Origin of the sequence: Emticicia sp. BO119 (assembly GCF_013912375.1) — a bacterium.
Lineage (GTDB): Bacteria > Bacteroidota > Bacteroidia > Cytophagales > Spirosomataceae > Emticicia.
In genome coordinates, this window is the sequence record NZ_JACETV010000014.1 from 1 (window position 1) to 17,102 (window position 17,102).

Here is a 17,102-nt window from a genome sequence, read left to right on the forward strand (position 1 = left end):
ACTCCAGGGTACATTCGCCTGCCAGTTCAACCGTACTTTCTGGGCATCTGATACCGCCGACAACCGTACACTACTCGCTACCTGACTCTCCGACAGGGGCTTGTCTGTCTCATAAATAAAGGCCACTTTGTAGGTATAGCCATTCTGTTCGGTGTTCAGCCCCTTATCTACAAAGATCGTATCCGCTGCCTTGTCTGTCACTTTGCTCGGAAGGGTGGCTACTAACTGGAATATACCCCCACTGATACCGGTCGCCCTGTATAACCTGTATGCATAGGGACCTTTGGTTTCAGTGGCATCAAAGTTCAGTGGCCGCGACCATTTCACTGTAATCTGACCCCCTGTCGCACTGGTCACATCTACACTTACATTGGTAATCACAGGAGCTTTCTGTGGAATCTCACTCCCGATACACGCTTCATTCGAGGGTACACTCGGCATCATCACAAAGTCTGAGGTAGACAGGTTCGCCACTATGCTGTAACTGTATATGACTCCACTCTGTGCTTTGGTATCTAAATAAAACGTGTCTCTGGCAGATACTCTGGCTACTTCTACAAAACCCAGTGAAGCCGGCAAGCCTATCTGACAATTGCCAGGAATGAAGTTTGAACACCCTTCTTTCCGATAAATTACTATTTCGGCGTCTTCTTCAGGAATGTTACAGTCTGGGTATTGTTGCCAGCGTAATTCAACGCCCCGCTCTGAATTGGTGGCACTTAAGCCTCTCGGACGAGGTGGAATCACCCTGATCCTGACTGTTTTAATGTCTGTCAGCTGAACGGCTGTCCGACCAGGAAAGTCTTCTACTTTAAACAAAACATCATACGGCTGTTCTCTGACGTGCTTGCAGTTGGTCTCCCAAGTAAAGGTGCCTGATGCAGGACTGTTCTGGGTTGTGTTTAAGGGGGTGAAACTTGCTGCCTGGGGAGAAACAAATTCTATCGGCCCTTCTGCATCACGGTTGTACACACCACTATTCGTCGATATTCTGATTTTATGATTATCCGGGTCACGGGCGGTGACAGTAAACTCAATTTTCTGGCCTGCTTCTACGCAGATTGGCGAGGGGGTGGTCAGTAAGGGTCGCTTATTAGGCGTTTCTACTACGATAATCTGCATGTCACGGGTGATCTCCCCTATTTTGGTGTAGGTGCCATTCACCCCTTTCCGCCATTCCTCTACAATAAAGGCTACATTGACCTGATACTGATTCACTGCCAGTCGGCCAGGGGCATCCCAGATCAAATCACCGGTGATCGCATCTATCCTGAAAAATGAAGGATTCAGACCATCTTCTGTTAAGCGTGAGTCCCCTAAAGCGGAGGGATCTCTATAACCAGCGGCGAAGCCTCCTACCCCAGTTCCATCTCCAAAATCTCTTTTAGGGGCCGTCAGCCGATAAGCCAGACTATCACCGTCAGCATCAAATGCCCCCGGATTATGAATAAACCGTTTGCCAACTCCGGCAGTATCGACAGGAATATTCAACAGAACTGGTGTATTGTTCAGCCCTAATGAACCATTTACTAATATGGTGGTTTCAACAAAAAAACTAATCTGATCGGTAGGCCCCTGCAGGTTGACAGTATTGGCATTTCTGTTTGAGATACCACAAGTAATGGTATAGGTACCCTGTGCCGGAAAAGTAAAAGTAGTATCATATACGTTACACATGGTTCCTGAGTTAATCAGAAACTTCTTCTTGCGTTTTACATCGTATAAGGGTACACCGGTTACACCAAAGTAAAATTTCACAAAATTGGCACCTTCATTGGCTTGTACACCATTGATCTGATCGGTATAGGTAGTTAAGGTAACACGATATGTAAGGGTTGTGGCAGAAATTCTTTTAGCAGTTATTTCACCTGCACGTAAGTGGGTGGCATGGGTCTTTGTAGCAGCTAAAACTATAATAATAAAACAAAATAAAGTAAACTTCAACGCTTTCATAAGCTCTCGATTAGGATTGTCCGTAAATATAAACGAAAAAAAAATTGATTCGTTGTATATGTTTTGATTAGTATTTTGAAACATTTGGTAAAATAAACGCTTCTGTATTTTCACTATATAATTATTTAATAAAAAAGGGCATTATTTTTATTGATTCTAAATAGTTTGTGGCTTACTTTTGACGCGCAAAAGTAATTGTACTTTTCTAAGTATTTTTCTCTATAACTAAAATAGTCAATTTTTTAGTTTTCAAACTGGAATAAAGTATGTCTTGGCTTACAAAAACACTATCAAGCTCCATAGGAAAAAAAGTTCTGATGTCATTGACTGGACTTTTTCTTTGTACTTTTCTTGTAGTACACCTTTCGGGTAATTTACAACTTTTTTATAAAGACGGCGGGTATGCTTTTAATACCTATGCAGTCTTTATGACTACGTTTCCGCTTATTAAAGTTATTTCTTATGGCAACTATTTTTTCATACTGTTTCATGCGTTCTGGGGTTTATACCTCGAATACCAAAACCGCAAGGCTCGTTCGGTAAGATATGCTGTTGTCAGAAATTCTTCGTCTTGGTCAAGCCGTAATATGGCAATTTTAGGAACTGTTCTTTTGGTGTATATTGTTGTTCATATGGGCGATTTCTGGTATAAATACCATAATGAACCGCTTCCTTATGTACAATACAGAGAAAATGTGGTAACAGGTGAAAGAATGTTTGCCGAAATGCCTTCCTCATATAAGCAAGACGTAAAAAAGGTTGAAATAAGCGACTTAGAATCAGGCACACACCTGGTAATTGTGAAAGACCTTTATAAAGAGGTTTCTGTAGCATTTCAAAATCCTTTGTTAGTTTTGCTTTACATCATAGGTATGCTTGCCGTAGGGTTTCACTTATATCACGGTTTCCAGAGTGCCTTTCAGACTTTGGGTTGGAATCACCCTAAGTACACGCCTCTGGTCAGGGGTATCAGTACCTGGATTTTTGCGATTCTGATTCCTATCGGTTTTGCGGCCATGCCGATTTTCTTTTATGTAAAACATTTAATGGGTAATTGATTTTCAGACTAACAGATATATAGATATGTCCAAAAAATTAGATGCCAAAATTCCCGAAAGTACTTTATCGGAGAAATGGACAAAATATCGTTCAACTGTACCTTTGGTGAATCCTGCCAATAAACGCAGTATAGAAATCATTGTAGTAGGTACCGGATTAGCCGGCGCATCAGCAGCGGCTACATTAGCGGAACTTGGTTATAAGGTAAAAGCTTTTTGTTTTCAGGATTCACCACGCCGTGCGCACTCTATTGCAGCTCAGGGGGGTATTAATGCAGCAAAGAACTATCAGAATGATGGTGACTCTGTTTACCGTCTGTTTTATGATACAATCAAAGGTGGTGATTATCGTGCAAGAGAGGCTAACGTACATCGTTTAGCAGAGGTGTCAGGTAATATCATTGACCAATGTGTGGCGCAAGGAGTTCCTTTTGCCCGTGAATACGGCGGACTATTATCAAACCGTTCGTTTGGTGGTACACAAGTACAGCGTACTTTTTATGCCGCCGGACAAACGGGTCAGCAATTATTATTAGGTGCCTATTCAGGTTTGGAGCGTCAGGTAGGTATCGGTACAGTTACGATGTATAGCCGCCATGAAATGTTAGAGGTAGTTGTGATTGATGGCAAAGCACGTGGTATCATTGCCCGTAACCTCATTACCGGAGAAATAGAACGTCATTTCGGCCATGCCGTATTATTATGTACAGGTGGTTATGGGAACGTATTCTATCTCTCAACCAATGCAATGGGTAGTAACGTAACAGCGGCCTGGAAAGCACATAAACAAGGGGCATTCTTCGGTAACCCGTGTTTCACTCAAATTCACCCGACTTGTATTCCGGTTTCTGGCGATCATCAATCTAAACTGACATTGATGTCAGAGTCGCTGCGGAACGATGGTCGTATCTGGGTTCCTAAACAAAAAGACGACAAGCGAGCCGCTAATGATATACCGGAAGCAGAAAGAGATTATTATTTAGAGCGTCGTTATCCTGCCTTCGGTAACCTTGTCCCTCGTGACATTGCCTCTCGTGCAGCTAAAGAGCGTTGTGATGCAGGCTATGGCGTAGGTACTTCTAAAATGGCAGTTTATTTGGATTATGCTTCGGCAATTGACCGCTACGGTAAAATAGAGGCTAATAAAAATGGTATGCACAACCCTTCGCATGAAGAGATTATTACGATGGGGAAAGCCGTAGTAAAAGAAAAATACGGTAACCTGTTCGATATGTACAAACAGATTACAGGCGAAGATCCGTATGAAGTGCCGATGCGTATTTATCCGGCAGTTCACTATACCATGGGAGGTCTTTGGGTTGATTATAATCTGATGACAACTGTACCGGGATTATATGCTTTGGGCGAAGCTAACTTCTCTGACCACGGTGCTAACCGCCTGGGTGCATCGGCTCTGATGCAGGGTCTGGCAGATGGATACTTTGTAATTCCTTATACTATTGGTTCTTATCTATCAGGTGAAATCCGTACGAAAGCGATCCCTACTGATCACCCTGCTTTTGTTGAAGCAGAGAATAAAGTAAAAGAGCGCATCAATACATTCTTAACTATCAAGGGTAAACAATCTCCTGAATCTTTCCACAAACGTCTCGGCAAAATCATGTGGGAAAAATGTGGTATGGCACGTAATGAACAAGGATTGAAAGAGGCTATCGAAGAGATTCGTGCTCTGAAAAAAGAATTCTGGTCTGATTTACGTGTGATGGGAGACGCTGATGAGTTTAATCCTGAGTTAGATAAAGCTGGCCGCGTAGCTGACTTTATTGAATTAGGGGAACTGATGTGTATGGATGCCCTTAACAGAAACGAATCTTGTGGTGGACACTTCCGCGAAGAATACCAAACTGAAGAAGGGGAGGCACTTCGTGATGATGAAAATTATATGTATGTAGCCGCATGGGAATATGAAGGCGATAGCCAATGGGTTTTGAATAAAGAGCCATTGGTGTACGAAAATATCAAAATTGCGCAACGTAGTTATAAATAACCCCCTTGCCCCGGCAGGGGTGATTATAAAATATTTAAAATTATGTCAGAAGGTAATATGAACCTCACACTGAAAGTGTGGAGACAAAAAAATGCAAAAGTGAATGGTAACCTTGAAACCTATCAGGTAGCTGGTATCTCAGAAGATATGTCTTTTCTTGAAATGTTTGACGTACTGAACGAACGTCTTGTATCTGAAGGAAAAGAACCTATCGCCTTTGACCATGATTGTCGTGAAGGTATCTGTGGCATGTGCTCTATGTATATCAATGGTCGCCCGCATGGACCTTTGGAAGCAGTTACTACCTGTCAGTTACATATGCGTAGTTTCAAAGATGGCGATACCATTGTGGTTGAGCCCTGGAGAGCAACGGCATTCCCTGTTATTAAAGACTTAGTAGTAGACAGAACAGCTTTCGACCGTATCATCGCCTCTGGTGGTTACATTTCAGTAAATACAGGTAATGCACAAGATGGTAACTCTTTACCAATTCCGAAAGAAGAAGCAGATAAGGCTTTTGCAGCAGCAGCTTGTATTGGTTGCGGTGCTTGTGTAGCAGCTTGTAAAAATGCTTCGGCGATGCTTTTTGTATCGGCTAAAGTTTCTCAATTAGCTTTATTACCCCAAGGACAGCCGGAGCGTGAAGAAAGAGCCATCAAAATGGTAGCGCAAATGGATGCCGAAGGATTTGGTAATTGTACTAATACTGGTGCTTGTGCCATTGAGTGCCCTAAAGAGATTTCTCTGGAAAACATTGCGCGTTTGAATCGTGAATTCTTAAGTTCAAGTATTGCTTCTACTGTGGCGTAACAACGCCCCGCGCGGCGTCCGCCCCGCCCCTGAAGGGGAGCTAAGGCACAGATTCGGGAATATTATATATGTGAATGCCTGTCATTTTTTGGAATGGCAGGCGTTTTTTGTTTGTTAAATAGTATTCCTGCTTTATTTTATCTTCTATCATATCTTAAAAGAGATAAGATAAACCATATTAGTATAAATCACTGCACTAAATCAAAAACAACTCACTCTTCATTTTTATACCATTCACCTTTAGGTTTTGGCTATTCATTCCCCAAAGTTTTGCAGTTCACTTAGTTTTTTGATAATTTGTTTGAAAAACCTATCTACCGAAATGAATGCCATCATTATTGAAGATGAAAAGATTGTTGCCAGAGAATTGTGTATAAAAATTGCCAAGACAAATCCTGAAGTAAAAATCCTTGACATACTGCCAAGTGTCAAGACTGCTATTAATTGGTTTGTCGCAAATGCTGAACCTGATGTAGTTTTTGCAGATATTCAGTTGGCTGACGGTGTAAGTTTTGAGATTTTTGAGAGATTTAAACTTAGTTGCCCTATTATTTTCATTACTTCTTATAATGAATTTGCCATTCGTGCTTTTAAGGTCAACGGAATTGACTATTTATTAAAACCCGTAGAACCTGTTGATTTGCAAAATGCCATTGAAAAGGCAAAAAGCATCAATCAGAAGCAAACCAAAACACCCATTGATATGAATAAATTGATGGAAATGCTCCAGACAGGCAATGTACCAAAACCTGCTTATAAAGAGCATTTTCTATGCAACCATCGTAATGCCTGGATATTGGTAAAAACCAAAGACATTGCCTATTTCTATTATGAAATGGTAGTTCATATTGTTACAAAAACTAATGAAAAATTTAGCTTAGATAATACAATGGAAGAAATTGAGACTACGCTTGACCCTGACCTTTTCTATAGAGTCAACCGGCAATACATTGTTAATATAGATATTATTCAGAAGGTCTGGGGGTTAGAAAACCTGAAATTAATGGTGAAACTGAAAGATCCTCATCAATCTACTGAGATAGACATCAGCCGCCAGAAAGCACCTCTTTTCAAGAAATGGTTAGAGAAATAAAACACGTATAGAGACTCATGGATATGCCATTCAGCATGAATAATGAAAAATTCAGTATCAATAGAAGACGCATCTATATTTATATATTTAGTTTATTCCTCTCTTTGCAATTTAGCTTTGCTCAACGTTTACCATTTACTTTCAATCAGGTTAAAATATCAGATAATAGTCTTGAAAACAGGATTTATTGTATGCTCAAAGATCGAAGCGGTTATCTATGGCTTGGCACTGCAAGCGGGCTTAAGAGGTACGATTCAGAACTGACCATTACACTAAAACATAAAAGAAATGATGATAAATCACTAGTAAGCAACGGAGTGTTGGCTTTATGTGAAGATAATCAAGGGAGAATATGGGTAGGCACGGGTGAAGGTATCTGTTATTTTGATAAGCAAAAAAACCAGTTTATTACCATTAAAGAGTTGAACAAACCTGATTATGCGTGCTTTAATATTGTCTGCGATTCGAGGGGAGATATATGGTTTACAATACGTGACCGGGGTTTGTTTAAGTTTGATTCACGTACCAGTAAGTTGCAAAATTTCAGACACATCGAAGGCAATAACAAAACGATAAGCTCTAGCAGGATTATCCAGAACGGATTGATTGAGGCTCCTGATAAAAAAGGGTTATGGATTATCTGTAATAATGATTATAGCTTAAATTATTTAGATTTTTCGAGCCAGAAAATATTCAACCGTGGTTTTAACCCTACCAATATTCCGATTTTTGAAATTAAGACTCCTTCGGCAATAACTATTAATCAAAACAAAATCGTATTTGTCAACAACGATACGCAGGAAATTGTCTGGTATGATACACAAAATAAGAAAATAGCAAAGAGTTTCAAGCTCAGTAGCGACTGGTCGTTTTTGTTTGAAATTGAAAATATTTTTTTTGATGCAAATCAGAACCTTTGGCTAGGCTCATTTAATAATCGAATAGCCTATATTGACTTTGGGAAAAATCAGACCACTGAGATTAAATACGAGAAAGGAAATAATAACTCTATTACAGCTAATCGTCTATTTGATATTTTGCAGGAAAAAAATGGTACTATCTGGCTTGCTACTTTAAATGGTGTTTCAACAATAAATGGGCTATCGGCGCTTTATCCGAACAAAAAAGCCTTTGATATTTTTGATTTTTCGAATGCTTTTTTTAAAAATGATGAAAAGAATGGCTTAATGTGTCTTGTTGAAGACTCCAGAGATAGTTCGTGGTGGATAGAAACCAGTGATAATCGTCTGATTAATTATGAACCTGAAACAAATCAATCAACCACAATTCAAATACCGGAGAACAAAAAATACCTAAACTATGATATACCCATTGCGCTACATGATTATCAGCAAAAGCTACTTGTTGTAAAGCCTTATGAAATTTTTCAATTTGAAAAAAAGACAAAGCAATTTGAAAAAGTAAAAATGCCCGCATTGATTTTGTACGGTGTAAGCTACTCTATTTCTCATACAAATCTTATGGGTGATTCCTTGTGGGTTTTTCTGATGGGGAAAAAGATTTATAAAACGCTTAATTATCATCTGAAAACAAAAACCTGGAAAGAGTATCCCATTATATTCAGTAGAGGTGCCGAACTGAAAAATACTGATAAATATGTTGCTCCTAATTTCTCCTTATATAGCAAGAGTGACGAGTTCTGGATTGCTATTCATTCAGGTGGTTTAGCAAAATTTTCGAAAGAAAAGCAAGCTTTTGAGGTGGTAAAAACCAAGCAGGATATTGATTTCACAAAGATTGGATATACGGGCTTTGTAGAAGATAAAAATGGCAAATTCTGGCTTGGCAGCTACGACTTAATCAAATTTGACCCGAAAACGTATGATTTCCAGACAGCGCTCGATATGGATTTAATTGACGGCGTATCTATTGATGACCATGATAATCTGTGTGTGACATCACTTGATAATATTCTCTATTACAATGAAAAAACAGGGGAGAAATTTACGTTTAATTTTCAAACCAACGATTTATTTTCGGAGTGGGGAAACAGACTAACTGTGCTTAAAAATAAAAAAATAGTTTCCACCTATAAGCAAATGGCCGTTTTACTTAATTTTAAGCGCTTTAAGCTACCTTCTTTCAAAGATCAATTATTCTTCAACCGCGTCTCAACCGCAGATACTTCTATCGTTATTTATAAAAATAATTCGCAAGTCAACTTTAATGCTAACCAGAATTCATTTTATATTTATTTTGGTATACTCACCCCTCCTAATAATGGTAATTATGAAATGTCTTATCAGCTGGAAGGTTATGATAAAAGCTGGGTTTTGGATAAAGAAGGCAAAAAGATGGCCGTCTACGGGCATTTGGATGGTGGAGATTATTTGTTTAAAATTAGAGCTAAAGACATCAATCAGAATTATCTACCTATTCAGACACTCAGGATTCATATAGATACGCTTTTCTACCGAACCCTTTGGTTTAAAGTATTATGTGTTTTTGCCGGTATTCTTATGATCATTTCGTTTTTCCGCTACCGGACTAATCACCGAAAGAAGATTCATCATTTACAGATTCAATCAACCCGTTTAGAAAAAGATAAGACCGAAATTCAGTACCAAAACCTGATTAATCACCTGAACCCGCATTTTCTGTTCAATAGCCTTACGTCGTTGAATGGCTTTATTTTATCAGAGCCTGATGTGGCTTCTGATTTCCTACAAAAGTTATCGTCTATCTATCGATATATTTTACAGAATAAAGATACTGAAACGGTTAGTTTAGGTCAGGAATTAGCTTTTGTAAAAAACTATGTTAATCTTCAGAAATCGCGTTTTGAGGAGGGGTTACAGGTAAATATTGTTATTGAGGATAAGTATATGCTCAATGGTATTGTACCTGTGACGCTTCAGAATCTTTTTGAGAACGCCATTAAACATAATACCATTGAGGAGGATAAACCACTGGTGATTGACGTTTTTATTCAGGGCGAACAATTGATAGTAAAGAATAATATACAGAAGAAGAAATTTGTAGAAACATCTAATAAACAAGGGCTTGATAGCCTGAAAACACTTTATAAATACCTCAGCACGGCACCTTTAGAAACCATTGAAACAGAGACTGAATTTATAGTAAAAGTGCCTTTGTTGAGTTAAAAAAACTCCCTTAAAATGGATTCATTTTCAGGGAGTTATAATTATAAAGATGAGTATTATTGGCCAATAGCGATTAAAGAAAAGGATTGATTGCCAAATGAAATTTCTCCAGCTGTTAAATTACAAAACTGAATTTGGCCACCAGCAGCAGTAACATTCACAATACTTTTAATAAGATTTAAACCAGACTGAGTTGGTGCAAGGGATTGTCCAAGAAACACCGCCGGAGCCACTGTAAATTGATTACTCGGGAAACTGAAACTTATCGTACTACAAGTATTAGACCCTATATAAAAATCTCTATTTGATGTGGAAGAGGCAAATGTATACATCTGCAATTGGTTTGCATTTGAGTTTGTTAAAATTCCTTTTCCTTCTATTGTCAAATTTTCTGCATAGCTTACATCTCCTTCTACTCTCAGTTTTTCTGTATTAGTAGTAGCGCCTATACATATATTGCCACCATATTTTATCAGCATTTTTGTTACTCCCTGACCCCGAAATTCAAATCTATCTGCTGCATCAAAGTTAAAAAGAGTCCAGGTGACTTCGTCAGTTGAACTTATAATGTCAATCCTCCGGTTTACTATTTCTAATTTTTCAGTGGGTGTACTTGTATTTATTCCTATTCTCCCTTCTACTAATAAAGTATTGAATCTTGCTCTACTTAAAACGTCAAGCTCATCTAAAGGAGAGTTTTTGCTGATTCCAACTTTTCCCATATAATATATATCCGCATTGCCCTCCCAATAAGTTGTTATACTCTTCTCAAGCAAATCATCTCCGCAGTATTTAACTGTATTTGTGGGAGTATGATAATAAACTTTACCTGCCTCCCATTGAGGACAAGCAGTATCTAAATTTTTGGACAATCTGAAAACTTCAGGCTGAACAACTGTAGACTGTGCTGCTAATTCTTGCGAAAAAATTAATATGCAGAAAATTAATAGTTTTGATTTCATGAACTATAGATTTTATACGTAATAGGTGAATTAAAAAACATTTACAGTCCTATGCATAAAACATTAAAGACCATATTGCTAAGTGTAATATTGCTTGTTGTATTATTACAGAAACGAACCACAACGGCATTAGCATTTGCCGAGTCAATATTGATAATCAATTTACCAAAATTGCCCGTTCCTGAAACTACATTACCCAGCTGTGCAGTGGGAGCAGATGTAAAGCCGGCAGAAGTAATGTTTAATGCAGGAGAATTAGTGGCACAGTTTCCGGCAAGAACTGAAAATGAAGCCCCAAGGTTAAATTGTGCTACATGAACTTTATAAGCAGCGGCGGTAGTAGTTCTGACAATACCTTTACCTCCATTAACGGTTAGATTTCCAGAGAAACTGCCATTTCCATCTACTGAAAGTTTAGCTGTTGGAGGGGTCGATCCAATACCTACATTACCACCATTGGCAAATATCATTCTGGTAGCGCCATCTTCTTTAAGTGCTAAATGATCATTTGCATCTGAGTAATCAAATTTCCATGTTTTGGTATCGACTGTACTTGTAATGGCTATGTCCCCATCTGTTACCATTAATCCCGATGGGAGTGTAGTTGCTCCTATTCCTATACCACCTACTGCAAACAGAAAACTTGAAATTCTTGCATTACCATTTACATCTAATTCATATTGTGGCGTTTCGGTATTAATTCCTACTTTTCCGTTGTAGCTGATTGTCTGTGGAGATTGCCCTAGAGACCACTGTGAGGCTGATGGTTTCCATTGAGCCCCATCGCACACCAGAATCAGTTTAGAAGAAGTATTGAAATACATCTTGCCTTTGTCGTCAACAGTACAGACCGGAGCTTCTGTTAAGTTAGGGACGACAAAACCATCAGGTAGCATAATGCCCGATTGGGCAAAAACATGGCACGACAGATGAAGTGTGATAAGCAAAGTCAGTATTTTTTTCATGGTATTCAGCGGTACGCCGCTACGTTTGTTTTGGGTGATTAATAACTCAAAATTGAAGTCTGACAGGAGATTAATAAAAAAAACGTCAGTGAGTAGCAGGAAAACCTACCTGAATAGCAAAAAGATTGATTGTGAGTTGCAGTCAGATTTCTACAGAAAACAATAGGATTGAAAAACTGAATAAGTATTTCAGTTAGCGAAGATAAGAAATCAGGTAGATACCTGACTGGAAATCCCAGGCAAAGAAGATTTTTAAGGTTAGATTGGGTCTAATACTCAGATAAGGCTAAATCATTAAGTCGTTACTTAACTGATTCTTTTGCAAATTTCTCTGCCATTATACTGGCAGCAATTAACTGCAAGGCATGGTATATCATGAGCGGCAATAAGATAATACCTATAATACTGCTTTGGGTAAATAGCACTTTCGACATGACCGTGCCATGAACCAGAGATTTTTTAGAGCCACAAAACATCACGGTTATGGTGTCTGCTTTATTGAATCCTAAAAGACGGCTTATAGAGCCGGTAATAAATATCACGGCAAAAAACAAACCCAGCAAACCAGCCATTAACATAATAAGCGATACAAATGGTAAATCCTTAAAAAGATTGAAAGCAAAGGATTTACAAAAAGAGGTATAGATAATTATAAGGATAATTGACTGGTCGAAGTTTTTTAAGGTTGCTTTATATTTATCAGCAAACCACCCTAACTGCTTATTAAGCATCATTCCTATAATCAATGGCAAGAGTACTTGTAAACAAAGCTTACCGATAATACTCCAGGCATCAAAATTGCCTGTATCTGCAACAATAAACAACCCTACCCATAGTAGTGTCATAAATAAGCCTATCAGGCTTGAAATACTGGCATTAAAAATAGCTGCAGGAATATTTCCGTTGGCGATAGAAACCATTACAACAGAAGAAGAAACAGTAGAAGGTAAAGCTGCCAGATAAAATATACCCAACCAAAGATTCTGGTTACTTGCGGTAAACAAGGGTTTTATTATTAACGCAATGAGTGGAAATAATATAAATGTTGTCAGTTGAACTACCATGTGCATTTGCCAGTTAGAGAGCCCTTGTTTTAGCTTATCCGTACTTAGTTTGAGGCCATAGAAAAAGAAAATACCTGAAACCCCATAATTAGCTATCTGTTCTAAAGAGAAAGGTTGCTGCATCAATCCATATGACGGGAAGTAAAAAGCTAATACAACCATTATAATTATGGCTCCCAGAAACCAATCAAGACCTATGCGAGAAAAGAATGTTTTTATATTCACTTCAAGAGATTTTAGTAATGAGCAAATTAAACAAAAAGCCCTATAAACCAAACTGATTTATAGGGCTTTATACTATCAAAAATTCTCTTATGCATACGTATTTAACATCACCGGCATAACGAGCATCAGGGTATCTTCATTATCTGTTTTTTCTACCGGAATGATTAAACCTGCCCGGTTTGGCTGAGACATTTCGAGAGAGATATTCTTCACGCTCAGGTTATTTAACATTTCTATTAAAAACTTTGCGTTAAAGCCTATTTCAATTTCATCGCCATCATATTCGCAAGCCAGTTTTTCAGTAGCTTCGTTTGAATAATCTAAATCTTCGGCTGAAATCACTAATTCATTCGCTGAAATTTTCAGGCGAATCTGGTGTGTAGTTTTATTTGAGTAAATTGAAATACGTTTCAAGCTACTTAATAATTCAGTACGCTCTATTTTCAGCTTATTGGGGTTATTTTGGGGAATAACGTTTTCATAATCAGGGAAACGCTCGTCAATCAGACGGCAAATCATTTTGATATTACCAAAACTGAAAAAGGCATTTGAGTTACTGAATTCTGCTTTAACAGGCATTACCTCGCCAGGTAAAGAAGATTTCAATAAGTTCAGGGCTTTGCGTGGTAAAATCATCGACGTATTATTCGGTGATTTTACATCTTCGCGGCGGTAGCGAATCAAACGGTGCCCGTCAGTTGCTACAAAAGTAGTGGCTTTGTCTGAAGCCTGAACGAATACTCCTGTCATAGCAGGGCGGAGATCGTCAGTGCTTGTAGCAAAGATAGTATTGGCAATAGCTGACGCTAAAGTATCAGAATCCATTTCAATACTGAAATTACGATTCACCTGCGGTACGCGTGGAAAATCCATCGGGTTTTCACCTGCCAGCTTATAACGTCCATTTGCTGTTACTAATTCTGTTCCGAAAGTTTCTTCATCAACATTGATTTGTACAGGTTGTTCCGGCAAGCTACGAAGTGTATCTAATAATAAACGGGCAGGCACGGCAAAAGAACCGCTATCACGAGAATCAACCTCAAATTCAGTAATCATAACTGTCTGCATATCAGAAGCTGTTACAGTTAAGTTGCCTTTATTTAATTGGAACAAAAAGTTCTCGAGGATTGGAACGATAGGGTTACTGGCAATCACACCATTGATTGTAGAAAGATGTTTAAGCAGGGCGGATGACGAAACGACAAACTTCATGTGTATATGAGATTTTCTATTAAATGCTTGTTTATCAGACTCTTACCATCTAAAACCATGCCAATCGGTTTGGCAGAGGATAAGTCAGCAAAAATAGCAAAAAATCTCCTTTTTTCCAAGTAGAAGACAACAAAAAGCTTGCTGATTTTTCAACCAGCAAGCCCGTATTTAAGTTAAAAATCAGATGGTGTTTAAGCCGCTCTGCAACCATGTTTTGGCGAGTAAAGCAAGCTTGATTGTATCCGGCACACGAATACGTTCTTGCTGTATCCGGGCAGCCGAAATTCTTTTTATTCGTTCAAAAAGTTTCAGATAATAACAGTATGCTAAATATACCCCTTTCCTTGCACCACCTGGCAATCTAAGAATTCCGATATAGGCATTATCAAAATCTTTCTGAATATCTTCTTCTATCTGTTTTTTTCCATTCACACAAAAATTATTAAAATCAACATTAGGAAAATATACTCTGCCTCTTTCTGAAAAATCGCTTTGAATATCCCGTAGAAAGTTTACTTTCTGAAATGCTGCCCCAAGGCTTTGCGCATACGTTTTTAATTGGTCAAATAAGGCTCCATCTCCCTCACAAAAAACCCTTAAGCACATAAGCCCAACCACCTCAGCCGAGCCATAAATATATTTATCATAGGCGTTTCGATCATAGACTTTATTTTCCAGATCCATTTCCATACTTTCAAGAAATGCCTTAATTAGTTCGCTCTCAATTTTGTATTGCTTCACCACTTTCTGAAACGAATGTAAAACAGGATTCAGGCTAATCCCATCGCTGATAGCCCGGTAGGTTTCTTCACCATATTTATGGAGTAGTGTCTTTTTATCAAAATCGTGAAAAGTATCCACAATTTCGTCGGCATACCTGACAAAACCATAAATCCCATAAATTGGGTCATGGAATTTGCGATCGAGCGTCTGTATTCCTAAAGTAAAAGAGGTACTATAGCTCTTTGTTATCAACTTACTACAACCAAAGGTAGTCTTTTCAAACAGATCGAACATTTTTTTTCATTTTAATGGTGGGGCAATTTTTAAGCAATCGTTATTTCTTTCTGTATTTTTCCGAATTCTTTTATTACCTGATTGGCCACTACCAGGCCTGAAATAAGCGAGGGGGGTACCCCCGGCCCGGGGACAGTCAGCTGACCCGTGTAATACAGATTTTTAACTTTTTTATTTTTCAGACCCGGCTTAAGAAATGCCGTCTGCATAAGAGTATTGGCCAAGCCATAGGCATTTCCACGATACGAATGATAATCATCCTTAAAATCACTAACTGCAAAACTTCTTTTATACACCACGTGTTTTCTGATACTATGCCCCACATACTTTTCCAGCCGTTCCATTACCATATTGTAGTATTTTTCACGTATTTCTTCTCCGTCAGCTAAATCCGGGGCAATCGGTATCAGAATAAAAAGATTTTCGGCTCCCCCTGGTGCAACACTTGCATCTGTTTTAGAGGGAGCCGACACGTAAAATAGTGGTTTTGAAGGCCATTTTGGATGCGTATAGATTTCGTCAGCATGAGTATCGAAGTCCTCATCAAAAAACAAATTATGATGTATCAATCTATTTACTTTGCAATCAACTCCTACATAAAATAATAATGATGAAGGGGCCATTGTGCGACTTTCCCAATAAGTTTCGCTATAATTTCTATGTTTCTGATCCAATAACTGGTGATCAATATGGTGATAGTCTGCCCCACCTATTATTATATCAGCTTCATATTCTTGGTCGTCCGTTATGACTTTTTTAGCTATTTTATTTTCAACTATAATATATTTTACTGCTTCATTCAATCGGATATGTACGCCTTTTTCTTCAGCTAACCTCACCATTGCCTTTACTATCTGGTGCATACCTCCCATCGGATACCAGGTTCCTAAAGCTATTTCCGCATAATTCATTAAGCTATATAATGCCGGTGTGTTTTTGGGCGTAGCCCCTAAAAACAGAATCGGGAACTCCATCAACTGCAATAATCTTCTGTTTGAGAAAAACTTTCTGATATATCGGCCAAAAGAGGCAAATAAATCTAAACTAAAAGCCTTTGATACGAGCCTGTAATCAAAAAACTCCGTAATTGATAATCCGGGTTTCCAGACAAACTCACCTATACCAACTTCATACTTATATTTTGAATCCTCCAAAAAATCGTCTAATCGTTTACTACTTCCTTTTTCAATACTTTCAAACAATACTTTTAATTCTTCTAAATCAGCTGGCAAATCAACATCCTCTTTCTGACTAAAAACAACTTTATAAGAGGGGTTTAGTCTTACGAGCTCATAATAATCACTTACTTTTTTACCAAACTCAGCAAAATATCTTTCAAACACATCGGGCATCCAGTACCAACTTGGCCCCATGTCGAACGTAAACCCTTTCTCTTCAAAAATTCTGGCCCGTCCGCCAGCCATTGAGTTTTTCTCAAGGATTGTTACATCATACCCGGCGTCTGCCAGTTTGGTGGCTGCCGAGAGCCCTGCAAAACCTGCTCCTATCACTATAGCTCTGTTCATATACTCTTAAAAGACACTTTTTTTCTGCTATAAATGTATAAACTTTATTTGTTTAATTTTGTTCAAAAAAAGTTAAACAAAATT

At 38.4% G+C, this 17,102-nt stretch carries 11 protein-coding genes and 1 pseudogene; 5 read left to right on the top strand and 7 right to left on the bottom strand.

Features of this window, described 5'->3' with window-relative positions:
- Positions 1–1,953: pseudogene (locus H1R81_RS26370) on the bottom strand (gliding motility-associated C-terminal domain-containing protein); the annotation flags it as partial.
- Positions 1,954–2,219: 266 nt separating this feature from the next.
- On the opposite strand from H1R81_RS26370, the gene H1R81_RS26375 reads away from it, so the two are divergent.
- The 5 genes from H1R81_RS26375 (at position 2,220) to H1R81_RS26395 (ending at position 10,047) form a co-directional block, all read left to right on the top strand.
- The gene (locus H1R81_RS26375) at positions 2,220–3,011 is read left to right on the top strand and encodes a succinate dehydrogenase cytochrome b subunit (protein WP_181843759.1); all 792 of its coding nucleotides are present in this window, start codon (positions 2,220–2,222) and stop codon (positions 3,009–3,011) included.
- A 25-nt stretch (positions 3,012–3,036) separates the two neighbouring features.
- Positions 3,037–5,019: a fumarate reductase/succinate dehydrogenase flavoprotein subunit gene (locus tag H1R81_RS26380; protein ID WP_181843760.1), complete on the top strand. Its 1,983-nt coding sequence runs from the start codon at positions 3,037–3,039 to the stop codon at positions 5,017–5,019.
- A gap of 57 nt (positions 5,020–5,076) precedes the next feature.
- The gene (locus H1R81_RS26385) at positions 5,077–5,829 is read left to right on the top strand and encodes a succinate dehydrogenase/fumarate reductase iron-sulfur subunit (RefSeq protein WP_220275326.1); all 753 of its coding nucleotides are present in this window, start codon (positions 5,077–5,079) and stop codon (positions 5,827–5,829) included.
- Positions 5,830–6,151: 322 nt separating this feature from the next.
- Entirely contained in the window at positions 6,152–6,922 is a 771-nt protein-coding gene (locus tag H1R81_RS26390; RefSeq protein ID WP_181843762.1) for a LytTR family DNA-binding domain-containing protein, read from the top strand.
- A gap of 17 nt (positions 6,923–6,939) precedes the next feature.
- Positions 6,940–10,047 carry a histidine kinase gene (locus H1R81_RS26395; RefSeq protein ID WP_181843763.1) on the top strand — a complete coding sequence of 1,036 codons (3,108 nt, stop codon included), beginning with the start codon at positions 6,940–6,942 and terminating at the stop codon, positions 10,045–10,047.
- 56 nt (positions 10,048–10,103) lie between these two features.
- On the opposite strand, the gene H1R81_RS26400 is transcribed toward H1R81_RS26395, so the two are convergent.
- From H1R81_RS26400 to H1R81_RS26425, 6 genes are all read right to left on the bottom strand, one after another.
- Positions 10,104–11,009 carry a hypothetical protein gene (locus tag H1R81_RS26400; RefSeq protein ID WP_181843764.1) on the bottom strand — a complete coding sequence of 302 codons (906 nt, stop codon included), beginning with the start codon at positions 11,007–11,009 and terminating at the stop codon, positions 10,104–10,106.
- 41 nt (positions 11,010–11,050) lie between these two features.
- On the bottom strand, positions 11,051–11,974 hold the full coding sequence (locus tag H1R81_RS26405; protein WP_181843765.1) for a hypothetical protein: 924 nt from the start codon (positions 11,972–11,974) through the stop codon (positions 11,051–11,053).
- A gap of 302 nt (positions 11,975–12,276) precedes the next feature.
- On the bottom strand, positions 12,277–13,263 hold the full coding sequence (locus H1R81_RS26410) for a bile acid:sodium symporter family protein (RefSeq protein ID WP_310588119.1): 987 nt from the start codon (positions 13,261–13,263) through the stop codon (positions 12,277–12,279).
- A gap of 87 nt (positions 13,264–13,350) precedes the next feature.
- On the bottom strand, positions 13,351–14,475 hold the full coding sequence (gene dnaN / locus H1R81_RS26415) for a DNA polymerase III subunit beta (protein ID WP_181843766.1): 1,125 nt from the start codon (positions 14,473–14,475) through the stop codon (positions 13,351–13,353).
- A gap of 180 nt (positions 14,476–14,655) precedes the next feature.
- Positions 14,656–15,492 carry a phytoene/squalene synthase family protein gene (locus H1R81_RS26420; protein ID WP_181843767.1) on the bottom strand — a complete coding sequence of 279 codons (837 nt, stop codon included), beginning with the start codon at positions 15,490–15,492 and terminating at the stop codon, positions 14,656–14,658.
- A gap of 29 nt (positions 15,493–15,521) precedes the next feature.
- Complete coding sequence (locus H1R81_RS26425; protein ID WP_181843768.1) at positions 15,522–17,018, bottom strand: NAD(P)/FAD-dependent oxidoreductase; 1,497 nt, start codon at positions 17,016–17,018, stop codon at positions 15,522–15,524.
- Positions 17,019–17,102: the final 84 nt, after the last annotated feature.